The 20,588-nt window shown below is 31.0% G+C and carries 24 protein-coding genes; 20 read left to right on the top strand and 4 right to left on the bottom strand.

Annotation, left to right across the window (positions count from 1 at the left end; genetic code table 11):
• Positions 1-192 precede the first annotated feature (192 nt).
• Positions 193-1,659, top strand: a complete 1,467-nt coding sequence (locus tag ER639_RS02030) for a catalase (protein WP_129064084.1) — start codon at positions 193-195, stop codon at positions 1,657-1,659.
• 71 nt (positions 1,660-1,730) lie between these two features.
• Here the strand turns inward: ER639_RS02030 and rpmG are convergent, their stop codons facing one another.
• Together rpmG and ER639_RS02040 are read right to left on the bottom strand one after the other, a co-directional pair.
• The gene (rpmG, locus tag ER639_RS02035; protein WP_129064085.1) at positions 1,731-1,880 is read right to left on the bottom strand and encodes a 50S ribosomal protein L33; all 150 of its coding nucleotides are present in this window, start codon (positions 1,878-1,880) and stop codon (positions 1,731-1,733) included.
• Positions 1,881-1,918: 38 nt separating this feature from the next.
• Positions 1,919-3,118: a GTP-binding protein gene (locus tag ER639_RS02040; protein ID WP_129064086.1), complete on the bottom strand. Its 1,200-nt coding sequence runs from the start codon at positions 3,116-3,118 to the stop codon at positions 1,919-1,921.
• A gap of 210 nt (positions 3,119-3,328) precedes the next feature.
• On the opposite strand from ER639_RS02040, the gene ER639_RS02045 reads away from it, so the two are divergent.
• The 9 genes from ER639_RS02045 to ER639_RS12215 all read left to right on the top strand — a co-directional run bounded on the left by ER639_RS02045 (position 3,329) and on the right by ER639_RS12215 (position 9,934).
• Positions 3,329-4,264 (top strand): metal ABC transporter solute-binding protein, Zn/Mn family, encoded by a 936-nt coding sequence (locus tag ER639_RS02045; protein ID WP_129064087.1) that lies wholly within the window; start codon positions 3,329-3,331, stop codon positions 4,262-4,264.
• A 148-nt stretch (positions 4,265-4,412) separates the two neighbouring features.
• Positions 4,413-5,612 carry a GTP-binding protein gene (locus ER639_RS02050; RefSeq protein ID WP_129064088.1) on the top strand — a complete coding sequence of 400 codons (1,200 nt, stop codon included), beginning with the start codon at positions 4,413-4,415 and terminating at the stop codon, positions 5,610-5,612.
• A 21-nt stretch (positions 5,613-5,633) separates the two neighbouring features.
• Positions 5,634-5,903: a 30S ribosomal protein S14 gene (rpsN, locus tag ER639_RS02055; protein ID WP_129064089.1), complete on the top strand. Its 270-nt coding sequence runs from the start codon at positions 5,634-5,636 to the stop codon at positions 5,901-5,903.
• Positions 5,881-6,819 (top strand): CobW family GTP-binding protein, encoded by a 939-nt coding sequence (locus ER639_RS02060; protein ID WP_129064090.1) that lies wholly within the window; start codon positions 5,881-5,883, stop codon positions 6,817-6,819. Before rpsN ends, ER639_RS02060 begins: the two co-directional genes overlap by 23 nt.
• 140 nt (positions 6,820-6,959) lie before the next feature.
• Positions 6,960-7,940, top strand: a complete 981-nt coding sequence (gene guaC, locus ER639_RS02065; protein ID WP_129064417.1) for a GMP reductase — start codon at positions 6,960-6,962, stop codon at positions 7,938-7,940.
• Between the two features lie 93 nt (positions 7,941-8,033).
• A complete protein-coding gene (locus tag ER639_RS02070; protein WP_129064091.1) occupies positions 8,034-9,068 on the top strand; it encodes a CAP domain-containing protein in 1,035 nt (344 codons plus the stop codon).
• Between the two features lie 10 nt (positions 9,069-9,078).
• Positions 9,079-9,504, top strand: coding sequence for a hypothetical protein (locus ER639_RS02075; protein ID WP_129064092.1), 426 nt, complete (start codon positions 9,079-9,081; stop codon positions 9,502-9,504).
• A 5-nt stretch (positions 9,505-9,509) separates the two neighbouring features.
• A complete protein-coding gene (locus ER639_RS02080; protein ID WP_129064093.1) occupies positions 9,510-9,764 on the top strand; it encodes a hypothetical protein in 255 nt (84 codons plus the stop codon).
• Between the two features lie 8 nt (positions 9,765-9,772).
• A complete protein-coding gene (locus tag ER639_RS12215; protein ID WP_164993330.1) occupies positions 9,773-9,934 on the top strand; it encodes a hypothetical protein in 162 nt (53 codons plus the stop codon).
• A 384-nt stretch (positions 9,935-10,318) separates the two neighbouring features.
• Here the strand turns inward: ER639_RS12215 and lexA are convergent, their stop codons facing one another.
• The gene (gene lexA, locus ER639_RS02085) at positions 10,319-10,939 is read right to left on the bottom strand and encodes a transcriptional repressor LexA (protein WP_129064094.1); all 621 of its coding nucleotides are present in this window, start codon (positions 10,937-10,939) and stop codon (positions 10,319-10,321) included.
• Positions 10,940-11,082: 143 nt separating this feature from the next.
• Here lexA and ER639_RS02090 point away from each other — a divergent pair, with 143 nt between their 5' ends.
• From ER639_RS02090 to ER639_RS02115, 6 genes are all read left to right on the top strand, one after another.
• Positions 11,083-11,316, top strand: a complete 234-nt coding sequence (locus tag ER639_RS02090; protein WP_129064095.1) for a hypothetical protein — start codon at positions 11,083-11,085, stop codon at positions 11,314-11,316.
• Between the two features lie 42 nt (positions 11,317-11,358).
• Positions 11,359-11,634, top strand: coding sequence for a DUF896 domain-containing protein (locus ER639_RS02095; RefSeq protein WP_305036092.1), 276 nt, complete (start codon positions 11,359-11,361; stop codon positions 11,632-11,634).
• A 32-nt stretch (positions 11,635-11,666) separates the two neighbouring features.
• Complete coding sequence (tkt, locus tag ER639_RS02100; RefSeq protein ID WP_129064097.1) at positions 11,667-13,652, top strand: transketolase; 1,986 nt, start codon at positions 11,667-11,669, stop codon at positions 13,650-13,652.
• Positions 13,653-13,774: 122 nt separating this feature from the next.
• Positions 13,775-14,005, top strand: a complete 231-nt coding sequence (locus tag ER639_RS02105; protein WP_129064098.1) for a YneF family protein — start codon at positions 13,775-13,777, stop codon at positions 14,003-14,005.
• A gap of 132 nt (positions 14,006-14,137) precedes the next feature.
• Positions 14,138-14,812: a cytochrome c biogenesis CcdA family protein gene (locus ER639_RS02110; RefSeq protein WP_129064099.1), complete on the top strand. Its 675-nt coding sequence runs from the start codon at positions 14,138-14,140 to the stop codon at positions 14,810-14,812.
• A gap of 11 nt (positions 14,813-14,823) precedes the next feature.
• Positions 14,824-15,309, top strand: a complete 486-nt coding sequence (locus tag ER639_RS02115) for a CcdC family protein (protein WP_129064100.1) — start codon at positions 14,824-14,826, stop codon at positions 15,307-15,309.
• 21 nt (positions 15,310-15,330) lie between these two features.
• Here the strand turns inward: ER639_RS02115 and ER639_RS02120 are convergent, their stop codons facing one another.
• A complete protein-coding gene (locus ER639_RS02120) occupies positions 15,331-15,816 on the bottom strand; it encodes a DUF2621 family protein (protein WP_129064101.1) in 486 nt (161 codons plus the stop codon).
• 98 nt (positions 15,817-15,914) lie between these two features.
• On the opposite strand from ER639_RS02120, the gene ER639_RS02125 reads away from it, so the two are divergent.
• The 4 genes from ER639_RS02125 (at position 15,915) to ER639_RS02140 (ending at position 20,508) form a co-directional block, all read left to right on the top strand.
• The gene (locus tag ER639_RS02125; protein WP_129064102.1) at positions 15,915-16,112 is read left to right on the top strand and encodes a DUF1659 domain-containing protein; all 198 of its coding nucleotides are present in this window, start codon (positions 15,915-15,917) and stop codon (positions 16,110-16,112) included.
• A 15-nt stretch (positions 16,113-16,127) separates the two neighbouring features.
• Positions 16,128-16,343: a DUF2922 domain-containing protein gene (locus ER639_RS02130; RefSeq protein WP_129064103.1), complete on the top strand. Its 216-nt coding sequence runs from the start codon at positions 16,128-16,130 to the stop codon at positions 16,341-16,343.
• Positions 16,344-16,418: 75 nt separating this feature from the next.
• On the top strand, positions 16,419-17,540 hold the full coding sequence (locus tag ER639_RS02135; protein WP_129064104.1) for an exonuclease SbcCD subunit D: 1,122 nt from the start codon (positions 16,419-16,421) through the stop codon (positions 17,538-17,540).
• The gene (locus ER639_RS02140; protein ID WP_129064105.1) at positions 17,527-20,508 is read left to right on the top strand and encodes an AAA family ATPase; all 2,982 of its coding nucleotides are present in this window, start codon (positions 17,527-17,529) and stop codon (positions 20,506-20,508) included. The genes ER639_RS02135 and ER639_RS02140 overlap by 14 nt, the downstream gene beginning before the upstream one ends.
• Positions 20,509-20,588 lie beyond the last annotated feature (80 nt).

Genomic DNA, 20,588 nt, shown 5'->3' on the forward strand with positions numbered 1-20,588 from the left:
TCCAATAAATATATTTATCATTGTAAAAGTTTTTTGAAAATTTAGCAACTAAAAGTTTTAAAGCATAAAACCTTTAAAGTGTTAAAGTAATGAAATTTATTGAATTTTAAGAAGTTTAAAATTGTTTGTTTGGGTGTATATTAATAGTGAGACATTAAAAATGTTCATCAATAAATGGAAAGTAGGGGTACAATGGATAACAAAGATTTAAGAGGTTTATTTGGCGCACCAGTGGGAGATAGAGAGAACTCAATGACAGCAGGACCTAGAGGGCCTTTAGTAATGCAAGATATTTTTTTACTTGAACAATTAGCTCACTTTGATCGTGAAGTTATTCCAGAACGCCGCATGCATGCTAAAGGTAGTGGTGCCTACGGCACATTTACTGTAACACACGATATTACACAATATACAAATGCAAAAATTTTCTCAGAGATTGGTAAAAAAACAGAAATGTTTGCTCGTTTTTCAACAGTAGCTGGAGAAAGAGGTGCAGCTGATGCTGAAAGAGATATTCGAGGTTTTGCTTTAAAATTTTATACTGAAGAAGGGAATTGGGACTTGGTAGGTAATAATACGCCAGTATTCTTTTTCCGTGATCCAAAGTTATTTGCCAGTTTGAATCATGTCGTTAAACGTGATCCTAAAACAAATATGCACAATCCAGAAAGTAATTGGGATTTTTGGACATCGCTTCCTGAAGCATTGCATCAAGTGACAATTTTAATGAGTGATAGAGGGATTCCAAAAGGGTTTAGACATATGCATGGTTTTGGTTCACATACGTATAGTATGTACAATGATAATGGCGAACGTGTGTGGGTTAAATTTCATTTTAGAACACAACAAGGGATTGAAAATTTAACAGGTGAAGAAGCAGAACAAATTATCGCTAAGGATAGAGAATCAAGTCAACGTGATTTATTCAATGCCATTGAACAAGGGGATTTTCCGAAATGGAAAATGTACATTCAAGTTATGACCGAAGCACAAGCTAAAGCGCATAAAGATAATCCATTTGATTTAACAAAAGTTTGGTATAAAGATGAATACCCATTAATTCCTGTTGGTGAATTTGAATTAAATCGTAATCCTGAAAACTATTTTGCAGAAGTAGAACAAGCTGCATTTGCACCGACAAATATTATTCCAGGTATTGATTTCTCGCCAGATAAAATGTTGCAAGGCAGATTATTCTCGTATGGAGATACACAACGTTACCGATTAGGCGTTAACCATCATCAAATTCCTGTAAATCAACCAAAAGCAGTTACAGGTGGTTGCCCATTTTCTAGAGATGGTGCCATGCGTGTAGACGGCAATTTAGGTAGCCATACGAATTACTATCCAAATCAATATCATGATCATCAAGATAATCAAAAGTATAAAAAGCCACCTTTAGACGTCGATAGTGCCGTATATGAATGGAACTTTAGAGAAGATGATGATAATTATTTTGAACAGCCAGGTAAATTATTTAATTTATTATCACCTGAAGAACAAAAGCGTCTGTTTGAAAATACTGCTAAAGAAATGAAAGATGTAAGTTCTGAGGTTAAACATCGTCATATTAAACATTGTTATAAAGCGGATCCTTTATATGGACAAGGTGTAGCACTTGCTTTAGGTATTAATATCAATGATGTGGATTTAGTTTAATAAACACAAAAAAACAGCATTTAAAATGCTGTTTTTTTGTGTCGTATAAAAGGTTATGCGCACACAGTGAATTATTTTGTTTCACGGTGTAACGTGTATTTTTTTAATCTTGGGCAGTATTTCATCATTTCAATACGCTCAGGATTGTTACGTTTGTTCTTTTTAGTGATGTAGTTACGATCACCACATTCAGTACAAGCTAAAGTAACGTTTACTCTCATGGTAAAAACTCCTTTCTGTAAATAAAAAACTCAATTACTTATAATAATACATCAGGTTGTGGTGTTTCTGCAACTGTAAATTCAGGAAGGGGGTCATTTAATTTTGACCAATCCGATAACATTTCCTCATCAGTTAATAAACACGCATCTAAATCATTAATGATTTGTTCTTTATTCATTTCAATACCGATGAAGACCAATTCAGTTTGACGGTCACCATAAACTTCATGCCAACGTTTTTTCAAACTTGGATCTTCTTTCATTTCCATTGCGATATCTTCTTCTGAATATGTCGCTATCCATTCACCAGCACCTTGAATTTGCATTGAGTTACCTGCTTGTGATAATAAACCACACATATCATTTCTAGAAGCTAACCAAAAGAATCCTTTTGAACGAATAATGTCCATAGAGAAATTTTCTAAGAAATGCATAAATCTTTCAGGATGAAATGGTCTTTGTCTACGATAAACAAATGAAGCAATTCCATATTCTTCGGTTTCAGGAGTATGTTCTTCATTTAATTCTTTTATCCAACCAGCAGCTTGACTAGCTTTATCAAAATCGAACAAGTTCGTATTTAAAATTTTGTCCAATTCGATATTTGAATTTGTTGTTTCATAAAATAGTGCTTCTGGATTTAATTGATGTAATAAAGCCTTTAATTCTTTTAAATCTTCAGGATGAACTAAGTCTGCTTTATTTAATAAAATGACATTCGCAAATTCAATTTGATCAATTAATAAATCAATAATTTCTCTTTCATCATGTTCATCATTACCCATTTTACGATCTAATAATGACTCTCCAGATGCATAATCATCCCAGAAACGATTTGCATCTACAACAGTCACCATTGTATCTAGTTTTGTTAATTTTGATAAGTTAATATCTAAAACTTCATCTTCTAAAGTTAAAGTTTGAGCAACAGGTACAGGCTCAGAAATACCTGTAGATTCAATCACAATATAATCTAAATCTGATTGCTTAACAAGACGATCGATTTCGATCATTAAATCTTCACGTAATGTACAGCAAATACATCCATTTTGAAGTTGAATCATCTTTTCATCAGTACGTGACATTTGAACTAAATCAGCATCTACATTAACTTCAGACATATCATTTACAATGACACCAATTTTTTTATTTTCATTATTCGTTAGTATGTGATTAAGTAATGTTGTTTTACCTGCGCCTAAAAAACCGCTTAATACCGTAATAGGTACTTTCTTCATATCTTGGTTCCCCCAATTCGTAATTGTTTCGACACATAATCTTACAACGTAATTTGTAAAAAGTAAAGTGTAAAACGAAATGATTTTGATTTCTGGAGAGTCGGTATATTTTGAACAACTTAATTTGGGACAACTAGTGTTTTTATATTGCAATGTCAAGAGAATAGGTATACAATTATACATCGTAAACATTACGAAAGGATGAAGGATATGAAAAAAATAATTTCAATCATGGCTATTTTCGCAGTTGTCTTACTTGCGGCATGTGGTCAAACGAGTAAGGAAAGTAATCAAGATGGTAAGTTGAAAGTCTATACGACGGTATTTCCATTTAAAAGTTTAATTCAACAAATTGGTGGAGATCACGTTCAAGTTGAAAGTATTTATCCAAATGGTATTGATATTCATTCATTTGAACCGACACAAAAAGATACAATGAAAATTGCTAAAGGCGATTTATTCGTTTATGCATCTGATGACTTAGATCCAGTATCAGCTAAAATTGCAAAAGTAATTAAAGAAGATGGAAAAAAGTTACAAGCTTTAAAAAATGTTGATGAACATGATTTATTAGCTGGTGAAGAACATGAACACGAACATGAAGGACATGATGGCCATGACCATGGTGCACATGATCCACATGTATGGTTAGACCCTGAAATGAACAAAGTGTTTGCTAAAGCTGTTAAGGATGAACTGATTAAAAAAGATAAAAAGAATAAAGATGCGTATGAAAAGAACTACAACAAAGTGATTAAAGATATTGAATCAATTGATAAAAAGTTAAAAGACATCACTAAAAATAAAAAACATGATACAGTTTACATTTCACATGATTCTTTAGGTTATTTAGCGCATCGCTATGATTTTAAACAAAGTGGTGTGTCAGGTATGAACAACGAAGAACCATCACAGTCTGATATTATTAACATGGTAAATAGCATCAATAAATCTAAAGCACAATACATTTTATATGAACAAAATATCCCTTCGAAAATTACAGATATTGTAAAAAAGAAAACAAATGCAAAAACAGCTAAGTTTCATAATATGTCAGTATTAACTGATAAAGACCAAAAAGATGCGACATACCAAAGCATTATGGAAGAAAATATTAAGTCTTTAGACAAGGCATTAAATCAATAATATATCGTTTTTAAGGAAAGTAGTCGTATACTACTTTTCTTTTTATTTTTTATAAATATAAAAAAATTTATTTGAGCATATCTATTTCTTTAAAAAATAGGGTATGGTATATTATAAATCGTAAAAATTACGATTTGGAGTTGGAATTATGAAAAAAGTACCAGTAACTGTGCTAAGTGGTTATTTAGGTTCAGGAAAAACAACGTTATTAAATCATTTGTTAAACAATAAACAAGACTTAAAAATAGCGGTCATTGTTAATGATATGGGTGAAGTTAATATAGATGCAGATTTGGTCGCAAATAGTGGTCAATTAGAAAAGACAGATGAACAATTGGTTGAGTTATCAAATGGCTGCATTTGTTGTACTTTGCGTGAGGATTTACTCATTGAGGTAGAGAAACTCGTGAAACGAGGCGGTATCGATTACATTGTGATTGAGTCAACGGGAATTTCTGAACCTGTACCTGTTGCACAAACATTTTCTTACATCGATGAAGCCCTTGATATTGATTTAACAAAGATTTGTACTTTAGACACGATGGTAACAGTTGTGGATGCGAATCGATTTTTAAAGGATTTTCAATCTGGTGATTCACTTTTAGATAGAAAACAAGCAGTAGGTGAAGCTGATGAAAGGGAAATTGCTGATTTATTAATTGATCAAATTGAATTTTGTAATGTATTAATTTTAAATAAAATTGATATGGTAACAAAAGAGGAAGTGTATCAATTAGAAGGTGTATTAAGAACGTTGCAACCTGAAGCGACAATCATTAAAACATCTCACGCGAAAGTACCACCTGAGGCAGTATTAAATACTGGATTATTTGATTTTGATAAGGCAAGTGATTCAGCAGGTTGGATTAAAGAACTTACTGAAGGTGGCCATCATACGCATACACCAGAAACCGAAGAATATGGTATCAGTTCTTTTGTTTATCATCGAAGATTACCGTTTCATCCACAAAGGTTTCATGATTGGATGAACAATATGGATAAATCTATTGTACGAGCAAAAGGTATTGTTTGGTTAGCAAATTATGATACAGTAGCTTGTTTGTTTTCTCAAGCAGGACCATCTGTTGAAATTAATCCTATTACATTTTGGGTAGATGCCATGCCTGAATATGAGAAAAATAGAATTCTATCTGACCGACCAGATGTATTAGAAGAATGGGATTTGGAATATGGTGACCGACATACAAAATTTGTAGTAATCGGTGTTGATTTAGATCAAGAAATGATTACAAAATCACTTGATGCATGTTTAGTGAACTATCAAGAAATGGAAGAAGATTGGAAACAATTTGAAAGTCCATTTCAGTGGCAAATTAGAAAACCATAATTAAATTAAAGGAGAAATTATATGGCTAAAAAATCAAAAATTGCAAAAGAAAAACAACGTGAGGCAATGGTAGAAAAATATCGTGAATTAAGATTACAATATAAAAAAGAAGGGAATTACGAAGCGCTTCGAAAATTACCAAGAGATGCTTCACCGATTAGACTTACACGTCGATGTGAAGTAACAGGAAGACCGAGAGGTGTTTATCGTAAATTTAAACTTTCGCGTATTGCATTTCGCGAATTAGCACACAAAGGGCAAATTCCGGGTGTTAAAAAATCAAGTTGGTAAAATGAATATCATCATTTTGGGTGGATTTTTAGGTTCAGGAAAAACTACGTTACTAGAACGATTGCTGAAGTATAATCAAGAACAAAATATAAAAACATGTGTGCTAATGAATGAGTATGGTAAGCAATCTGTGGATACAAACATTATTGATCAAGCCGTCCCATTAAAAGAATTATTAAATGGTTGTATTTGTTGTGATTTAAAAGTAGATGTTGAAATTCAAATACATCAACTTTATCTAGAACATCAACCAGAATGTATGATTATTGAATGCAGTGGTGTAGCACATCCTGTTGAAATATTAGATGCTTGTTTATCACCGGTATTAACACCATTCTCTAATGTTCAATCATTGATAGGAATAGTTGATGCTACAAAAATTCGTGATAAAGCACATTTTTCACCGCAAATCAGTCGATTATTTATTGAACAAATTAAATATTGCTCATATTTGTTAATCAATAAATGTGATTTATTAAGCGATGTTGAAAAAGAACACGTCCAAAAATTTGTAAAAGAAATTAATCCTGATGCAGAAATGTTATTAACTCAATATTGTGAAATCAATGATATTCAAGACGTATTTAAAAATAGTGTATCTATTAATGATCAATACGATACTGGTGGTGTAAGACAACATTCGGGTATACAGTCATATACTTATGAATTTAAAAATCCAGTTGATTCACACTTGTTTGTCGAATGGTTAAAAACATTACCAAAAAATATTTTTAGAGTTAAAGGATTTTTATCTTTTAAAGAACAACCGGAAACGGTATTTTTATTTCAATACGCATATGGTGTGCCAGAGTATCGAGAAATATTACTTAAGTTGCCACGCTATATTGTTGTTATTGGAGAACAGTTGGATAAAGCCAGTTTGGCAACTGAATTTGAAGCAATCGAAAATACTTAGTATTTTCGATTGTTTTTTATGTTTTTCTTTACAAAAGATATAAATATGTGTAAATTACTCAATGGACGAATTTTTGAGGTGACATTATTAAATATCGTTCGTAAAAAATAACTGACAAATGTTTAGGAGTTGTAACCATGGTGGAAGTATTTGATTATGAAGATATCCAATTGATACCAAACAAATGTATCGTAAAGAGCAGAACGGAATGTGACACAAGTATTCAATTCGGACCAAGAACATTTAAATTACCTGTAGTTCCTGCAAATATGCAAACTGTTATGAATGAATCATTGGCTGAATGGTTTGCACAAAATGATTATTTTTATATTATGCATCGTTTTGATGAAGCGGCAAGAATTCCTTTTATTAAACGTATGCAAGAAAAAGGTCTATTTGCTTCAATCTCAGTAGGTGTAAAAGATAATGAATATATATTTATAGAAACATTAAAACAAGAAAATCTTATTCCTGAATATATCACTATTGACATTGCACATGGTCATTCAGATCAAGTGATTGAAATGATTAAACATATTAAAAAACATCTTCCTGAATCATTTTTAATTGCAGGGAATGTTGGCACACCTGAAGCAGTGAGAGAATTAGAAAATGCTGGGGCAGATGCGACAAAAGTCGGTATCGGACCAGGTCGAGTATGTATTACGAAAATTAAAACTGGATTTGGAACAGGTGGTTGGCAACTTGCTGCATTAAAGCAATGTTCAAAAGCAGCTAGAAAACCTTTAATTGCAGATGGTGGTATTAGGACACATGGAGATATTGCTAAAAGCATTCGATTTGGTGCATCAATGATTATGATTGGATCATTATTTGCAGCGCATGAAGAATCACCTGGTGAAACAGTCGAAATGGATGGTAAATTATATAAAGAGTACTTCGGAAGTGCATCTGAATATCAAAAAGGTGAAAGAAAGAATGTTGAAGGCAAAAAAATGTTTGTTGCACATAAAGGATCTTTAAAAGATACATTAATTGAGATGCAACAAGACTTACAGTCATCAATATCTTATGCTGGAGGTAAAGATTTAGCATCTATTACTAAAGTTGATTATGTTGTTGTTAAAAATTCTATTTTTAATGGTGATATGGACAGATAAATTTTGATTTATGGTATAATTAATAAGCTGAGCCTATGGTTCAGCTTATTTTTTGTTTTGAAGAAAATATATCATTATAAAGAATGGTGATTTATGAGAATTTTGATTTTTATATTCATGTTAATTGTGATGATGCTCATACCGATTTCTTTTTTTCAATTACCTGATGAATGGGTTTTAAATACAAAAGTTCATTTGCGTCATTTAAATCACAATTTTCAAAAAAACTTTGTTTGGCAAAACGAAACAGGTCATTCAAATAAAAGTTCATTAAATTTTAATATTAATAAAGACCAACAAATATATACGATTGCTTTGGGTGATTCAAAAGAAAAAATAGAACGTCTATTAGGACAACCAAAAGATGAAGCCTATAATGAGTATCAAAATGTATGGAAAATTTATCATCACCAATTTCAAGAATTGATATTTATCATGTATGAAAAAGGTAGAGTTGTTGGTATATATACGAATCAACCAAATTTTAGTGTCCATAATGTAACCATAGGCAGTCCTAAAAATGCTATTCATAAGCATTATACTGAGCCACTTCAATCGTTAAACGGGATGACATATCAATTGAAGTTGAATGATAAATTCAGTACAATACATAAAGAAAAAGATGCATATATAACTTTATTTTATGATCAATATCAAAGTAATAAAGTTGCTGGCATAAAAATAATTGCTGAACAGGTAGAACAGTATAAACCGATGCTCTATCAATCGCCAAATGATAATTTAAAAACAGGTTTTCGAAAAATGAGCTACTATTTAATCAATGGGACTAGAACATACTTTCATATGTCCTCTATGAAATACGATGAAGAAATGGAGCCTGTTGCACAATTGCATGCGCAAGACATGGCAGAAAATCAATATTTTAATCATTTGAATAAAAAGCAACAGTCACCTTTTGATCGAATGGCTGCTAAGAAAATCAATTATCAATATGCTGGAGAGAATTTAGCAATGGGGCAAGTTTCTGCAATTGAAGCACATCATGGATTAATGAATTCAAAGGGCCATCGAAAAAATATTTTAAATCAATATTTTAATAAAGTCGGTATAGGTATCGATTTTGGTACAGAAAACCAACCTTATTTTGTAGAAAATTATAGAAATTAGGAGAATTTTAATGAAAGAAAAAGTTGTAACATCATTATTAATTACAACAGAGGATAAAATTTTAGTTGCTGATAACGGACAAAAACAAATGAAATTGCCTTCAATGATAAAACCTACACAAGCTGGTATTATTGAAACCGCTAATGTTTTCGCTAAAAAACTTAACAAAGATTTAAAAGTTGGAGGCATTTTATTTGTTGTTGAAGATCAAAATTTACATAAAAAATTCTTTAGTAACCAATTGGTAAACGAAACTGCATTTGTGTTTCATACTAAAAATAAAGAGGCCTTTCGTGTGACTAAACCTTATGTTTGGCTTTCATTTGAACATTTGGAACAATTAGATATTCATGACGATTTAAAACAATTGATTATTTCAAATCAAGTGATTAAATCTAGTGTGCCATTAATCAATTTAAGAACCAATAAAGGATGAATTTTATGATTTTTAGAAATACAAGTTTTATATTATTTATTTGTGCAATGATATTGTTATTCTTTATTCCAAGCATTCACGGCAGAGGACAAATTAATATGTATATGCAGATGCTCTTCTATACCTTTGCGATATTGGGATTATATATTGCCATTTTAATTCGACACTACAAAACACGAATGACCTTAGTCACTTTAAATTTAATTCCGATTGTCATTGGAGTCGTAATGCATATCTTTAATTTTGGGATTGGTAAATAGGAGGCAATATGAATCAACAAAACTTAAAGTTATTTTTGATGTTTGTATTTACAATTGTTTTGATGGTATTAAGATATGGGTATGAACAAATTAATGATTTACAAACAATTATGATACTCGTAATTGGATTGTTACTTATTTACTCATTTTTTCGTAATAAAAAGCAATAACAATAAGACTTCCGATCGGGAAGTCTTTTTTGATGAATTAAAATTGAAAATATTGTAATTTTATTGTAAACTATTTACATATAAAAGAACATTTAAATAAAATAATTTTTTAATTTAAGTGTGAATTTGCGTTTATCATTAATACATTTAGGTTATTAATAAGAGTGACAGTTGATAATTTTATAAATAAAATAAATACACTAATAAATAAATGAATAAGAAACATAAAGAAGTTATAAAAATGTATCAACGATACTATTTAATGAGGGGGATTCATTTTATGAATCAAAATGTAAAGACGGAGAAAGACATTCTCGAACAAGTGAAAGAAATTATTGGCAAAAAATAAAGTGCGAGGCATAACGCCTCGCACTTTATTTTTTATTAAAATTCTCTAAACAACCCAACGACTTTACCTAATACAGTAACATTGTCTAAATAAATTGGTTCCATTGTACTGTTTTCAGGTTGAAGTCGATATCTTCCTTGTTCTTTATAAAATCTTTTTACAGTTGCTTCATCCTCATCAGTCATTGCAACAATAATATCACCATTTTCAGCAATGGATTGTCTTCTTACTATGACTTTATCTTTATCAAAAATACCGGCTTCAATCATACTTTCACCAACGACTTCAAGAATAAAGATGTCACTATTATGACTAGATGTGAAGTGAGAAGGTAATGGGAAATATTCATCGATGTTTTCAACAGCAGTAATTGGAACACCTGCAGTTACTTTACCTATAATAGGTACGTGAATCGTTTCTTCAAATAAATGATTGGTTTGATCTAAAGAAACAATTTCAATGGCACGAGGTTTCGTTGGGTCACGTTTAATGTATCCTTTTTCTTCTAAACGAGATAAATGGCCATGTACGGTTGATGATGAGGCCAATCCAACAGCTTCTCCAATTTCACGAACACTTGGTGGATAACCTTTTTGTGATACGACTTGTTTTAAATATTCTAAAATTTCTTCTTGTCTTTTCGTTAATTCTCTCATTAGGAACACTCCTTGTTGATGTGTTAAACCTATTATAGCATATATGTTCGTATGCAACAAACGTTTGTTCGTATTTTTGTTGACTAAGAACAAGTGTTCTGTTATTATATGAATACAAACAAATGTTCTGGAGGAGATTTCAAATGACAATTACAATTTCTAGAGATTTTCTATTATATTTCTTACTATTTTTCGTTATCGTATTTTTTGGAGTATTATATATGGCGCAAGCTGAACATATTTCGCAACAACAGCAAATGGTTCAATCCTCACAAAGTAATGTATCAAATCATTCGAAACAATATGTTCGTAATCATAGCGAACAAAATACAAATCAAGTTGTAAATGGTAATGAGGTTATCGGTATCGTAAAATAAATATGAATTTTTTTCTAAATCGTGTGTGCCATAGTTGGTTTCATGCGATTTTTTTGTTATCTTTATAAGGAAAGGAATGATTGCGTGTTATCAGAAGAAAAGTTAGCAAGATTAAATGCTTTAGCAAAAAAGAAAAAATCAGAAGGATTAACTGAGGCTGAAGGAAAAGAACAGACTCTTTTGAGGAAAGAATATTTACAATCTTTTAGAAATAGCTTTAAAAAGACGATTGAAAATACTAAAATTATTGATCCAGAGGGTACAGACGTTACTCCAGAAAAGATTAAAGCAATACAAAAGGAAAATCATTTAAGATAAATTATTAATAAAAAATAGAATGGAGACTATTTATGTTTAACGAAAAAGACCAATTAGCAGTAGATACGATTCGTGCATTAAGTATTGACCAAATTGAGAGTGCCAATTCAGGACATCCTGGATTACCAATGGGTGCTGCACCAATGGCATATACATTATGGACAAAACATTTAAATTTCAACCCACAAGGTAAAGATTTCTTTGATAGAGATCGTTTCATTTTATCAGCAGGACATGGATCAGCATTATTATATAGCTTATTACATGTATCTGGCGGTCTTGAAATTGAAGAATTAAAGCAATTCCGCCAATGGGGGTCAAAAACGCCTGGTCACCCAGAATATTTACATACAGATGGTGTAGAAATAACGACTGGACCACTTGGGCAAGGGTTTGCAATGAGTGTTGGTTTTGCAATGGCAGAAAAACATTTAGCTGCAACTTATAATAAAGGTGCGAATGTAGTGGACCATTATACTTATGTTTTAGCATCTGATGGTGATTTAATGGAAGGTATTTCGCATGAAGCTGCGAGTTTAGCAGGTCACTTGAAATTAAACAAATTAATTGCACTTTATGATAGTAATGATATCTCTTTAGATGGTAAATTAAACCAAGCATTTTCAGAAGATATTAAAGGTCGTTTTGAAGCTTATGGATGGCAACATATTTTAGTTAAAGATGGTAATGATTTAAATGAAATTAATGCAGCTATTGAGACAGCTAAAACAAGTGATCGACCAACAATCATTGAAGTGAAAACAATTATTGGTTTTGGTGCACCAAATAAACAAGGAACAAACGGTGTTCACGGTTCACCGTTAGGTGCAGATGAAAGAAAATTAGCTTTTGAAGTATATGGTATTGATCCAGAGAAAAAATTCGAAGTACCTACAGAAGTATATGATATTTTCCAATCTACAATGATTGAAAGAGCTACAGAAAAAGAAGCAGCATGGCAATCTGAAGTTGAAAAATTAAAACAAACTGACGCAGAATTAGCGGCTCAATTTGAAATGGTAATCAAAGGTGAATTACCAGCAGACTATAGTCAGTCATTACCACAATTTGAGGTTGGTACAAATGATGCGACAAGAAGTTACTCAGGTCAATTGATTCAAAGTTTATCAGCTTCAGTACCTTCTTTATTTGGTGGATCTGCAGATTTAGCTTCATCAAATAAATCAAATGTAAAAGACGCGAAAGATTTTACTGATGGAACGCCAGAAGGTAAAAATATTTGGTTTGGTGTTCGCGAATTTGCAATGGCAGCTGCTTTAAACGGTATGGCGGCTCATGGTGGATTAAAAGTATACGGTGCAACATTCTTTGTATTTAGTGATTACTTAAAACCAGCTGTGCGTTTATCGAGTTTAATGAAATTACCAGTAACATATGTTTTAACACATGATTCAATCGCAGTAGGTGAGGATGGACCAACACATGAACCGATTGAACAATTGACTGGTTTACGTGCCATTCCAAATTTAAATGTGTTACGTCCAGCTGATGGTAATGAAACACGTGTTGCATGGCAAGTTGCATTAGAATCTAAAGACCGTCCAAGTTTATTAGTCTTAACACGACAAAACTTACCTGTACTTGATGTTCAAGCGGATGTACTAGAAGAAGGTGTTCGTCGTGGTGCATACATTGCATACCAATCTGAACAACCTGAAGTGTTGTTTGTTGCAACAGGTTCAGAAGTTTCACTTGCAATCGAAGTGGCAAAATTATTAGAAGCAGAAGGAACTGGTGTGCAAGTTGTTTCAATGCCTAATATGAAAACATTCGATGAGCAAGATGCAAATTATAAAGAAAAAGTTTTACCACGATCAATTACAAAACGTGTTGCAATTGAAATGGGTGCTACTGATGCATGGTATAAATATGTAGGTTTAGACGGATTAGTAATCGGTATTGATACATTTGGTGCAAGTGCACCTGGAGATTTAGTTATGGAGAAATACGGTTTTACTAAAGAACAAGTGTTATCAAAAGTAAAATCACATTTTTAAAATAAATTTTGAACAATAATAAGGCTGTGGAATTCACTTCCCAGCCTTTTTCATGTAAAATGTGGTTGAAAAATATATATTATTTTAGTACACTCATAGAGATGAGAAAGTGGGTGAAATGAATGGCTACATGGATTTGGATTTTAATCGTTATTTTAGCATTAGTAGCAGGCGCTGCTGGTGGTTTCTATATGGCAAGAAAATATATGATGGATTACTTAAAAAAGAATCCACCAATTAACGAAGAAATGTTACGTATGATGATGATGCAAATGGGTCAAAAACCTTCTCAAAAGAAAATTAACCAAATGATGCAAATGATGAATCGTAATATGAATCAAAACTTAAAATAAAAAAACGCCATTTGGCGTTTTTTTTATTGTTTATTTATAGTGAATAATTTTTATTTTGTCACATACTTTTCAATAAGAAGATGAAAATTTGACATCATTTTTGTTAGAATATATCAGAATGGAGGTTTTTTAATGGGAGATGTAACAGTAGCAGTCGCGTTTGGTGCAGGATTACTGAGTTTTGTATCACCTTGTGTATTGCCAATATATCCTGCGTTTTTATCTTATATAACAGGCGTCAGTTATCGTGATTTACAAGATTCTAAGATGGATCAACGTGCCATTTTACATACGTTAATCTTTTTGTTAGGATTTTCAATTGTATATATTTCTTTAGGTGTAGGTATTGGATTTATATCTGACTTTTTAATTCAATATGATGATACGATTCGCATGGTTGGGGGATTATTGTGTATCATTTTTGGATTGATGTTGTTAGGTATATTTACACCTAAATTTTTAATGCAAAATCATAAAATTGAAATAAAAAATAGACCATCAGGTTACATAGGGACATTTATTATCGGTATTGCTTTTGCTGCTGGTTGGACACCATGTATGGGACCTATTGTCGGTGTAATCTTTTCATTAGCTGCAGTGAATCAATCGCTTGCTTTATTATACATGACTTGTTATGTATTAGGTTTTTGTATACCGTTTTTCTTATTAACTTTCTTTATGACTAAAATAAATATTTTGAAACGATATAGTCAGTTGTTAACTAAGATTGGTGGAGGTATAATGGTTGTTATGGGTCTATTGTTATTCTTTAACTTTTTAACAATGATCACACAATTATTTAATTAAGGGTGACTCATATGCTTTTTATTTTATCAATGGTCTTTGCAATTTTAATGGGGCTAGGCGTCATTATGATTCGTATGAAAGCACAAAATTATCCAACGAACATTAAAAAAATTATTTTACCACCATTTTTTATGTCGAGTGGTGCATTGATGTATGTGATTCCATACTTTAGATTAACAGGACTTGAAATATTAGAAGCTGTCTGTGTCGGCATGTTTTTTTCAATATTTTTAATATTAACTTCAAACTTTGTTGTTAAAGATAATCATATTTATATGAAACGCTCAAAACTGTTTCCGGTTATTTTAATTACATTATTGGTTATTCGTTCTGTAATGAAATTCTATTTAAGTTCTACTATCCATGCGGGTGAACTTGGTGGTATGTTCTTCTTATTAGCGTTTTCAATGATTGTACCTTGGAGAATTGCTATGTTAATTAAATTTTTAAAATTAGAAAAAACTTTAAATCAATTACATATTGAAGATGCAAAATAAGGGTGAGACAATGTCTCACCCTTATTTTTGTGCCATTTTTGAATGATCAAATATTGAAAACTTTTGTTTTTCATCATCAGCATACTTAAATAAATGCTCGTAAGGTGCATAATCAATACCAAGTTGTGCAAGTTTCTTTTTCATAAATGGATGATCACGCTTTGGTGTAGCAACGATGTATCCTTTAAGCATATGGTCTAATGTAATTTCCTCAGCATTATCATCTAATGCAATTTTAGAAATACGTCCTGCAATTCTTTCTTTTGCAACATCTCTAAATAGTTCTGGTACTGGAGATACAAATTCGTTTAATAATTTTCTTTGTTCATCTTTCCATAATGGTAATGCTTTTTCTATATAATATGCTTGCCAATCTAATTCACTTTTACCATCTTCTTTTGGCATTCGTTTTAAAAATTTACGAAACATAAAATAGCCACCAATTGTAAGCAATCCCATAAAGATGATCGTCCAAATAAAGATTAATATGATAAACCAATCAGACACACTAACACCTCAATTCTCAAATTAATTATAATAAACATCATTTCATGTGTCCACGGTACAAATGGAATTCGATATATATTGTGAAAGGAGGTGAGCACATGTTAAAGGAGTTAGTCGTACAATTAACATATGTCAGTGAAATTAAAGATGGAAAAGAAGTGATGAAATCACGTCGTTTTAATCAAGTAAGATTGGATATTACAGATGTTGAAATTAATGTATTTAAAGATTTAATTGCTAAATTAACAAATGAAAACTATATAGCTGTCGATAAAATCGAAACGAAAATGATTTAATGAAAGGAGTCTATTATGAAAACATTACAAATGCTATTTACAACGGATTTTGGTAAATCTTATACATTTCAAATTAATGCACCTAAAGAAACGATTACTAAAGAAGAAGTATTAGAAGTTATGGAAAGTATTGTCTTAAATAAGTTACTTGCAACGAATCAAGGTACACCGATTCAAGTGAAAAGCGCAAAAATTGTTGATAAAGTAGAAACAACATTATTTGAATTATAAAAAAATTGCATACTCATATCAGCACACCTGAGTTTTCAGGTGTGTTTTTTTGTATAATACATATGAGGTGAAAATATGAAAATTATGCACTTAGGGGACTTACATATAGGTAAAAAAATTAATGGTCATTTATTATTGGATGATCAAAAGTTTATGATTGATCAATATATAAAAATTATCGACGAGAAACAATTTGATGTCGTAATAATCGCTGGAGATGTTTATGATCGTTCCATTCCATCAATTGAAGCAATCCAATTATTTGAGTATTTCGTAAAAGCAGTCAATGTTGAAAGAAATATACCATTATTCGTAGTTACGGGGAATCATGATGGTGCATCTAGAATGATGTTTGGTCATCAGTTTTTTAAAGATCACGCTTTTTATTTAAATGCATCGATTCAACAAGCATTCCAACCTGTTGCACTAGATGATGTGCATTTCTATTTAGTACCTTATATTGATACAGATGTTGCTAAATATTATTTCAAAGATGAAACTTTAAAGACGCATGGACAAGTTTATCAACGTATTATTGAAGCAATAAGTGATGTATTAGATGATACAAAGCAAAATGTATTAGTCAGCCATTTGTTCATTACGGGCAGTGAAACGACTGATTCTGAAAAAGAATTATCAATAGGTACTATTGATAATGTAGATGTAAATATGTTTAAACCATTTGATCTTGTATTACTTGGGCATTTACATCATCCTTTTGCATTGACACATGATCGGGTGTTTTATAGTGGCAGTATGTTGAAGTTCTCGTTTTCTGAAGTCAATCAACCAAAAGGGTATCGTTATATTGAATATATTAATAATGAATGGAAAGTACAATTTGTACCAATTGCACCTAAAACGGATATGGAGCATATTGTAAGTGATTTTGACGCAATCATCACCAAAAAAGTTACACCAAAAAATCCAAACAGTTATATTAAATTTGAATTATCAGGCTTACATTTGACAACAGACCCAATGCGAAGATTAAAAGAAATGTATCCTAATACGTTGGAATTAAAACCAATCGTTGAAGCGATTGATGAAGTTAAAGCAGTGGTTGACGTGATGAATAAAACGGATTTTGAGATTATTGCATCATTTTATGAATCATTTCACCAAAATCCTTTATCAACGCATCAAGTTGAAACCATTCAACGCATTCTAAAGGAGGTGCAACATGAAACCGATTAAACTAGAAATGAGAAATTTTGGACCGTTTATTAATGAAACCATTAATTTTGATGAACTGAATGAGCATCAATTGTTTTTAATCAGTGGTAAAACTGGCTCAGGTAAAACGACGATTTTTGATGCTATGATTTTTAGTTTATATGGAAAAGCATCAACGGATGCAAGAGATGAAAAGTCTTTGCCAAGTCAATTTGCTGATGAAGCAGAAAAATCATTTTACGTGGCGTTTGAATTTCTATTAAAGGGTAAGCATTATCGTGTAGAAAGAGATTTGCCAAATTTAAGTGTACCCAAAGCAGGCATTTATGAAATAAAGGCGGATGAAAAAATACCATTAGCCGATTTTAAGAAAAAAACAGAAGTCAAACATAAAATCAATGAGATTATACAACTAGATTTAAATCAATTTAAGCAAATTTTTATTTTACCTCAAGGTGAATTCAAAAGAATGCTTGTTTCATCAAGTAATGATAAATCTCAAATATTAAGTCAATTATTCAATACTGAGCGATTTAAAAGAATAACAGATGCTATAAAAAGACAAGTATCAGAATTACGAGAACAAAGTAAGCAATTGGAATTACAAATGCAAAAAATAATGAAGCTGACACTTTCGAATGATATCCAAGATTATCATGAAGCAAAAACATTATTAGATACAAAATTAAATGAGAATAACCTTAAATATGAAGTCATCCAGCAAAAGATCAAGCAACTCGAAGAAGAAATTAAAATACATCAAAAGCAGTTGTTAGATGCTGAACAACTTAATCAACAAATTCATTCTTTAAACGAAGTGAAAATGAAACAAAGAAAGATAGAAGCAGATGCTGGATTATTTGAAGAAAATTGTAAACAGAAAATACATTTGAATGATGTAGTACAATATAAATCACTATTAGAAGAACAAAGTAGCTTTATTACACAATTAGAACAACTCAATATTAATAGAAAAAATACTGAAAATGATTTGAACGCTATTCAATTAACGATAGATACGTTAAATAAACAGTTTGCGATAATGGTTGAACAAGAAAAAGAAATAGAAAAGTTGAATCATTATGTGATTCAAAACAAACTTTTTTTAAGAAAGCCATATGATTGCATAGAAGATAATATTCGTAAAACGAAATCAAAGATAGAAGAACTCAATAGAAAAATTATTGAAAGTACTTTTCAGCCTGAAACCATCTCTCAAAACCAACAACTTTTAAATAAATTAACAACTGATAAATTTGAGCTTTTAGATAAACAAGATCAACTAAAATCAATTAACAATGAAATCAATCAAAAATTAGCACATTATGAATCTTTAGAAAAAGATATAGATGCATTAAATCAATTAGAAAATGAGGTAAAACAAAATCATACCTTATTAGCAGCTGTTGAATCTAAAATAGAAAAGTTGAATCTTGGTCATAATGATTTAAATGAAGAATTGATTCAGCAAATGAGGAACGGATTGCAATTAGGACAACGCTGTCCTGTATGTGCTCAAATTGTCACTATTGAAAACAATGATGCATCAAAGGATATTCAACTGCATCATCAATTGATGCATGAGTACCAAATGATAAAAGATACGTTGTCAAAATTGGACACGAAAGTTGAACTTAAGAAAGAAAGTATGACAAATGAAGCTTTAACATTATCTATTGAAGTAATCACTGATCAAAAAATAAAATTTGAATATAATAGTCAAAAGACACAACAAGATTTATCTACGGTTATTGCTTCAATTTCAAAGATAGATTTGGAAATCGTAAATTTGAAAGCAACAATTCAGAAATTAGAGTCTAAAAAAGAATATTTTAATCAACTAAATGATCAGTTGAATATCGAAAAATCAACATTGCAACAACTAGAACATCAATTTCAACAGTTCCAAGATCAATCAGGATATACTTCATATAAACAGTTTTCAAAAAAAATGCATGAAAATGAAACAAAGATAGATCAGTATCATAAGCAAAAATTAAAGTTAGATAATGAAATAAAAACTTCACAATCAGAACAAATAAAAATACAAAGTAAAATGGTACAACAAGAGAGTGAAAGTGACGCTATTAAAAAATGGATTGAAAAACTTTCTTTAAAACTTGATGCTTTTAATATTGAAGACAGTAAATGGTTAGCACTTGATTTAAATGAAATTCAAAAGGAACTTCAGCGTGTTACAGAATGGGTAGATCAATATGAAAAAGACAAATATGCATTAAATGCACAATTTGATATTTTGAAAGCATATGAACATATGTCTATAGTAGAAACAAAACCAATTGAGTCAAAGATAACCGAGTATAATGAGATGTTGAACATTGAAATCGATAAAAAGGACCAATTTATTTCTACATTTGCGGTTTTTAAATCTCATTTACAAGAATTTAATTCAGCTTATGAAGTATTTTATAAAAAAGTAAACGAGAAGCAAGATTTGTTCATCCTTGCCGACAGTTTTCAAGGAGTTAATGCACATCGTATTAGTTTAGAAGATTATGTATTACAGTACTATTTAGATCAAGTGTTAAAGGAAGCAAATAAGCGACTATTAAAAATGTCTAACCATCGATACCAACTTGAACGTAAAACTTATGATTTTAAACGTAATCAAAAAAATGGTTTAGAAATTGTTGTTTATGATGTACATAGCAATTCCAATAGAGATATAAGCAGTTTATCTGGTGGAGAAACTTTTTTAGCAAGTTTATCCTTGGCACTAGGATTGAGTGATTATGTCAGTCAAACAGCAGGAGGCATTCAATTTGATGCTGTATTTATTGATGAAGGATTTGGTACGTTAGATAGTGAAACGTTAGATACTGCGATAGAAGCACTGTATGATTTACAAATGAGTGGGAAAATCGTAGGAATCATATCTCATGTTGAACGTTTAAAAGAACAAATTCCAGCAATATTAAATGTTCAGTCCAATGGCGCTACAAGTCAAACGCATTTTGTCGTTAAATAGTTTTCACAAACTCGTCATAAATATATGATAATTCCTATTCATTGCATCAGATATATTTGTTATATTTGACTTTGTAGGAG

Origin of the sequence: Macrococcus sp. DPC7161 (assembly GCF_004117835.1) — a bacterium.
Classification (GTDB): Bacteria; Bacillota; Bacilli; order Staphylococcales; family Staphylococcaceae; genus SDSC01.

Coding starts and splice junctions, on each gene's coding strand:
- ER639_RS02045 (WP_129064087.1), top strand. CDS start 3,329: ATGAAAAAAATAATTTCAATCATGGCTATTTTCGCAGTTGTCTTACTT.
- ER639_RS02075 (WP_129064092.1), top strand. CDS start 9,079: ATGAAAGAAAAAGTTGTAACATCATTATTAATTACAACAGAGGATAAA.
- ER639_RS12215 (WP_164993330.1), top strand. CDS start 9,773: ATGAATCAACAAAACTTAAAGTTATTTTTGATGTTTGTATTTACAATT.
- tkt (WP_129064097.1), top strand. CDS start 11,667: ATGTTTAACGAAAAAGACCAATTAGCAGTAGATACGATTCGTGCATTA.
- ER639_RS02135 (WP_129064104.1), top strand. CDS start 16,419: ATGAAAATTATGCACTTAGGGGACTTACATATAGGTAAAAAAATTAAT.
- ER639_RS02090 (WP_129064095.1), top strand. CDS start 11,083: ATGACAATTACAATTTCTAGAGATTTTCTATTATATTTCTTACTATTT.
- ER639_RS02030 (WP_129064084.1), top strand. CDS start 193: ATGGATAACAAAGATTTAAGAGGTTTATTTGGCGCACCAGTGGGAGAT.
- ER639_RS02110 (WP_129064099.1), top strand. CDS start 14,138: ATGGGAGATGTAACAGTAGCAGTCGCGTTTGGTGCAGGATTACTGAGT.
- ER639_RS02130 (WP_129064103.1), top strand. CDS start 16,128: ATGAAAACATTACAAATGCTATTTACAACGGATTTTGGTAAATCTTAT.
- rpmG (WP_129064085.1), bottom strand. CDS start 1,880: ATGAGAGTAAACGTTACTTTAGCTTGTACTGAATGTGGTGATCGTAAC.
- ER639_RS02140 (WP_129064105.1), top strand. CDS start 17,527: ATGAAACCGATTAAACTAGAAATGAGAAATTTTGGACCGTTTATTAAT.
- ER639_RS02070 (WP_129064091.1), top strand. CDS start 8,034: ATGAGAATTTTGATTTTTATATTCATGTTAATTGTGATGATGCTCATA.
- lexA (WP_129064094.1), bottom strand. CDS start 10,939: ATGAGAGAATTAACGAAAAGACAAGAAGAAATTTTAGAATATTTAAAA.
- ER639_RS02115 (WP_129064100.1), top strand. CDS start 14,824: ATGCTTTTTATTTTATCAATGGTCTTTGCAATTTTAATGGGGCTAGGC.
- ER639_RS02050 (WP_129064088.1), top strand. CDS start 4,413: ATGAAAAAAGTACCAGTAACTGTGCTAAGTGGTTATTTAGGTTCAGGA.
- ER639_RS02105 (WP_129064098.1), top strand. CDS start 13,775: ATGGCTACATGGATTTGGATTTTAATCGTTATTTTAGCATTAGTAGCA.
- ER639_RS02040 (WP_129064086.1), bottom strand. CDS start 3,118: ATGAAGAAAGTACCTATTACGGTATTAAGCGGTTTTTTAGGCGCAGGT.
- ER639_RS02125 (WP_129064102.1), top strand. CDS start 15,915: ATGTTAAAGGAGTTAGTCGTACAATTAACATATGTCAGTGAAATTAAA.
- rpsN (WP_129064089.1), top strand. CDS start 5,634: ATGGCTAAAAAATCAAAAATTGCAAAAGAAAAACAACGTGAGGCAATG.
- ER639_RS02080 (WP_129064093.1), top strand. CDS start 9,510: ATGATTTTTAGAAATACAAGTTTTATATTATTTATTTGTGCAATGATA.
- ER639_RS02095 (WP_305036092.1), top strand. CDS start 11,359: ATGCGATTTTTTTGTTATCTTTATAAGGAAAGGAATGATTGCGTGTTA.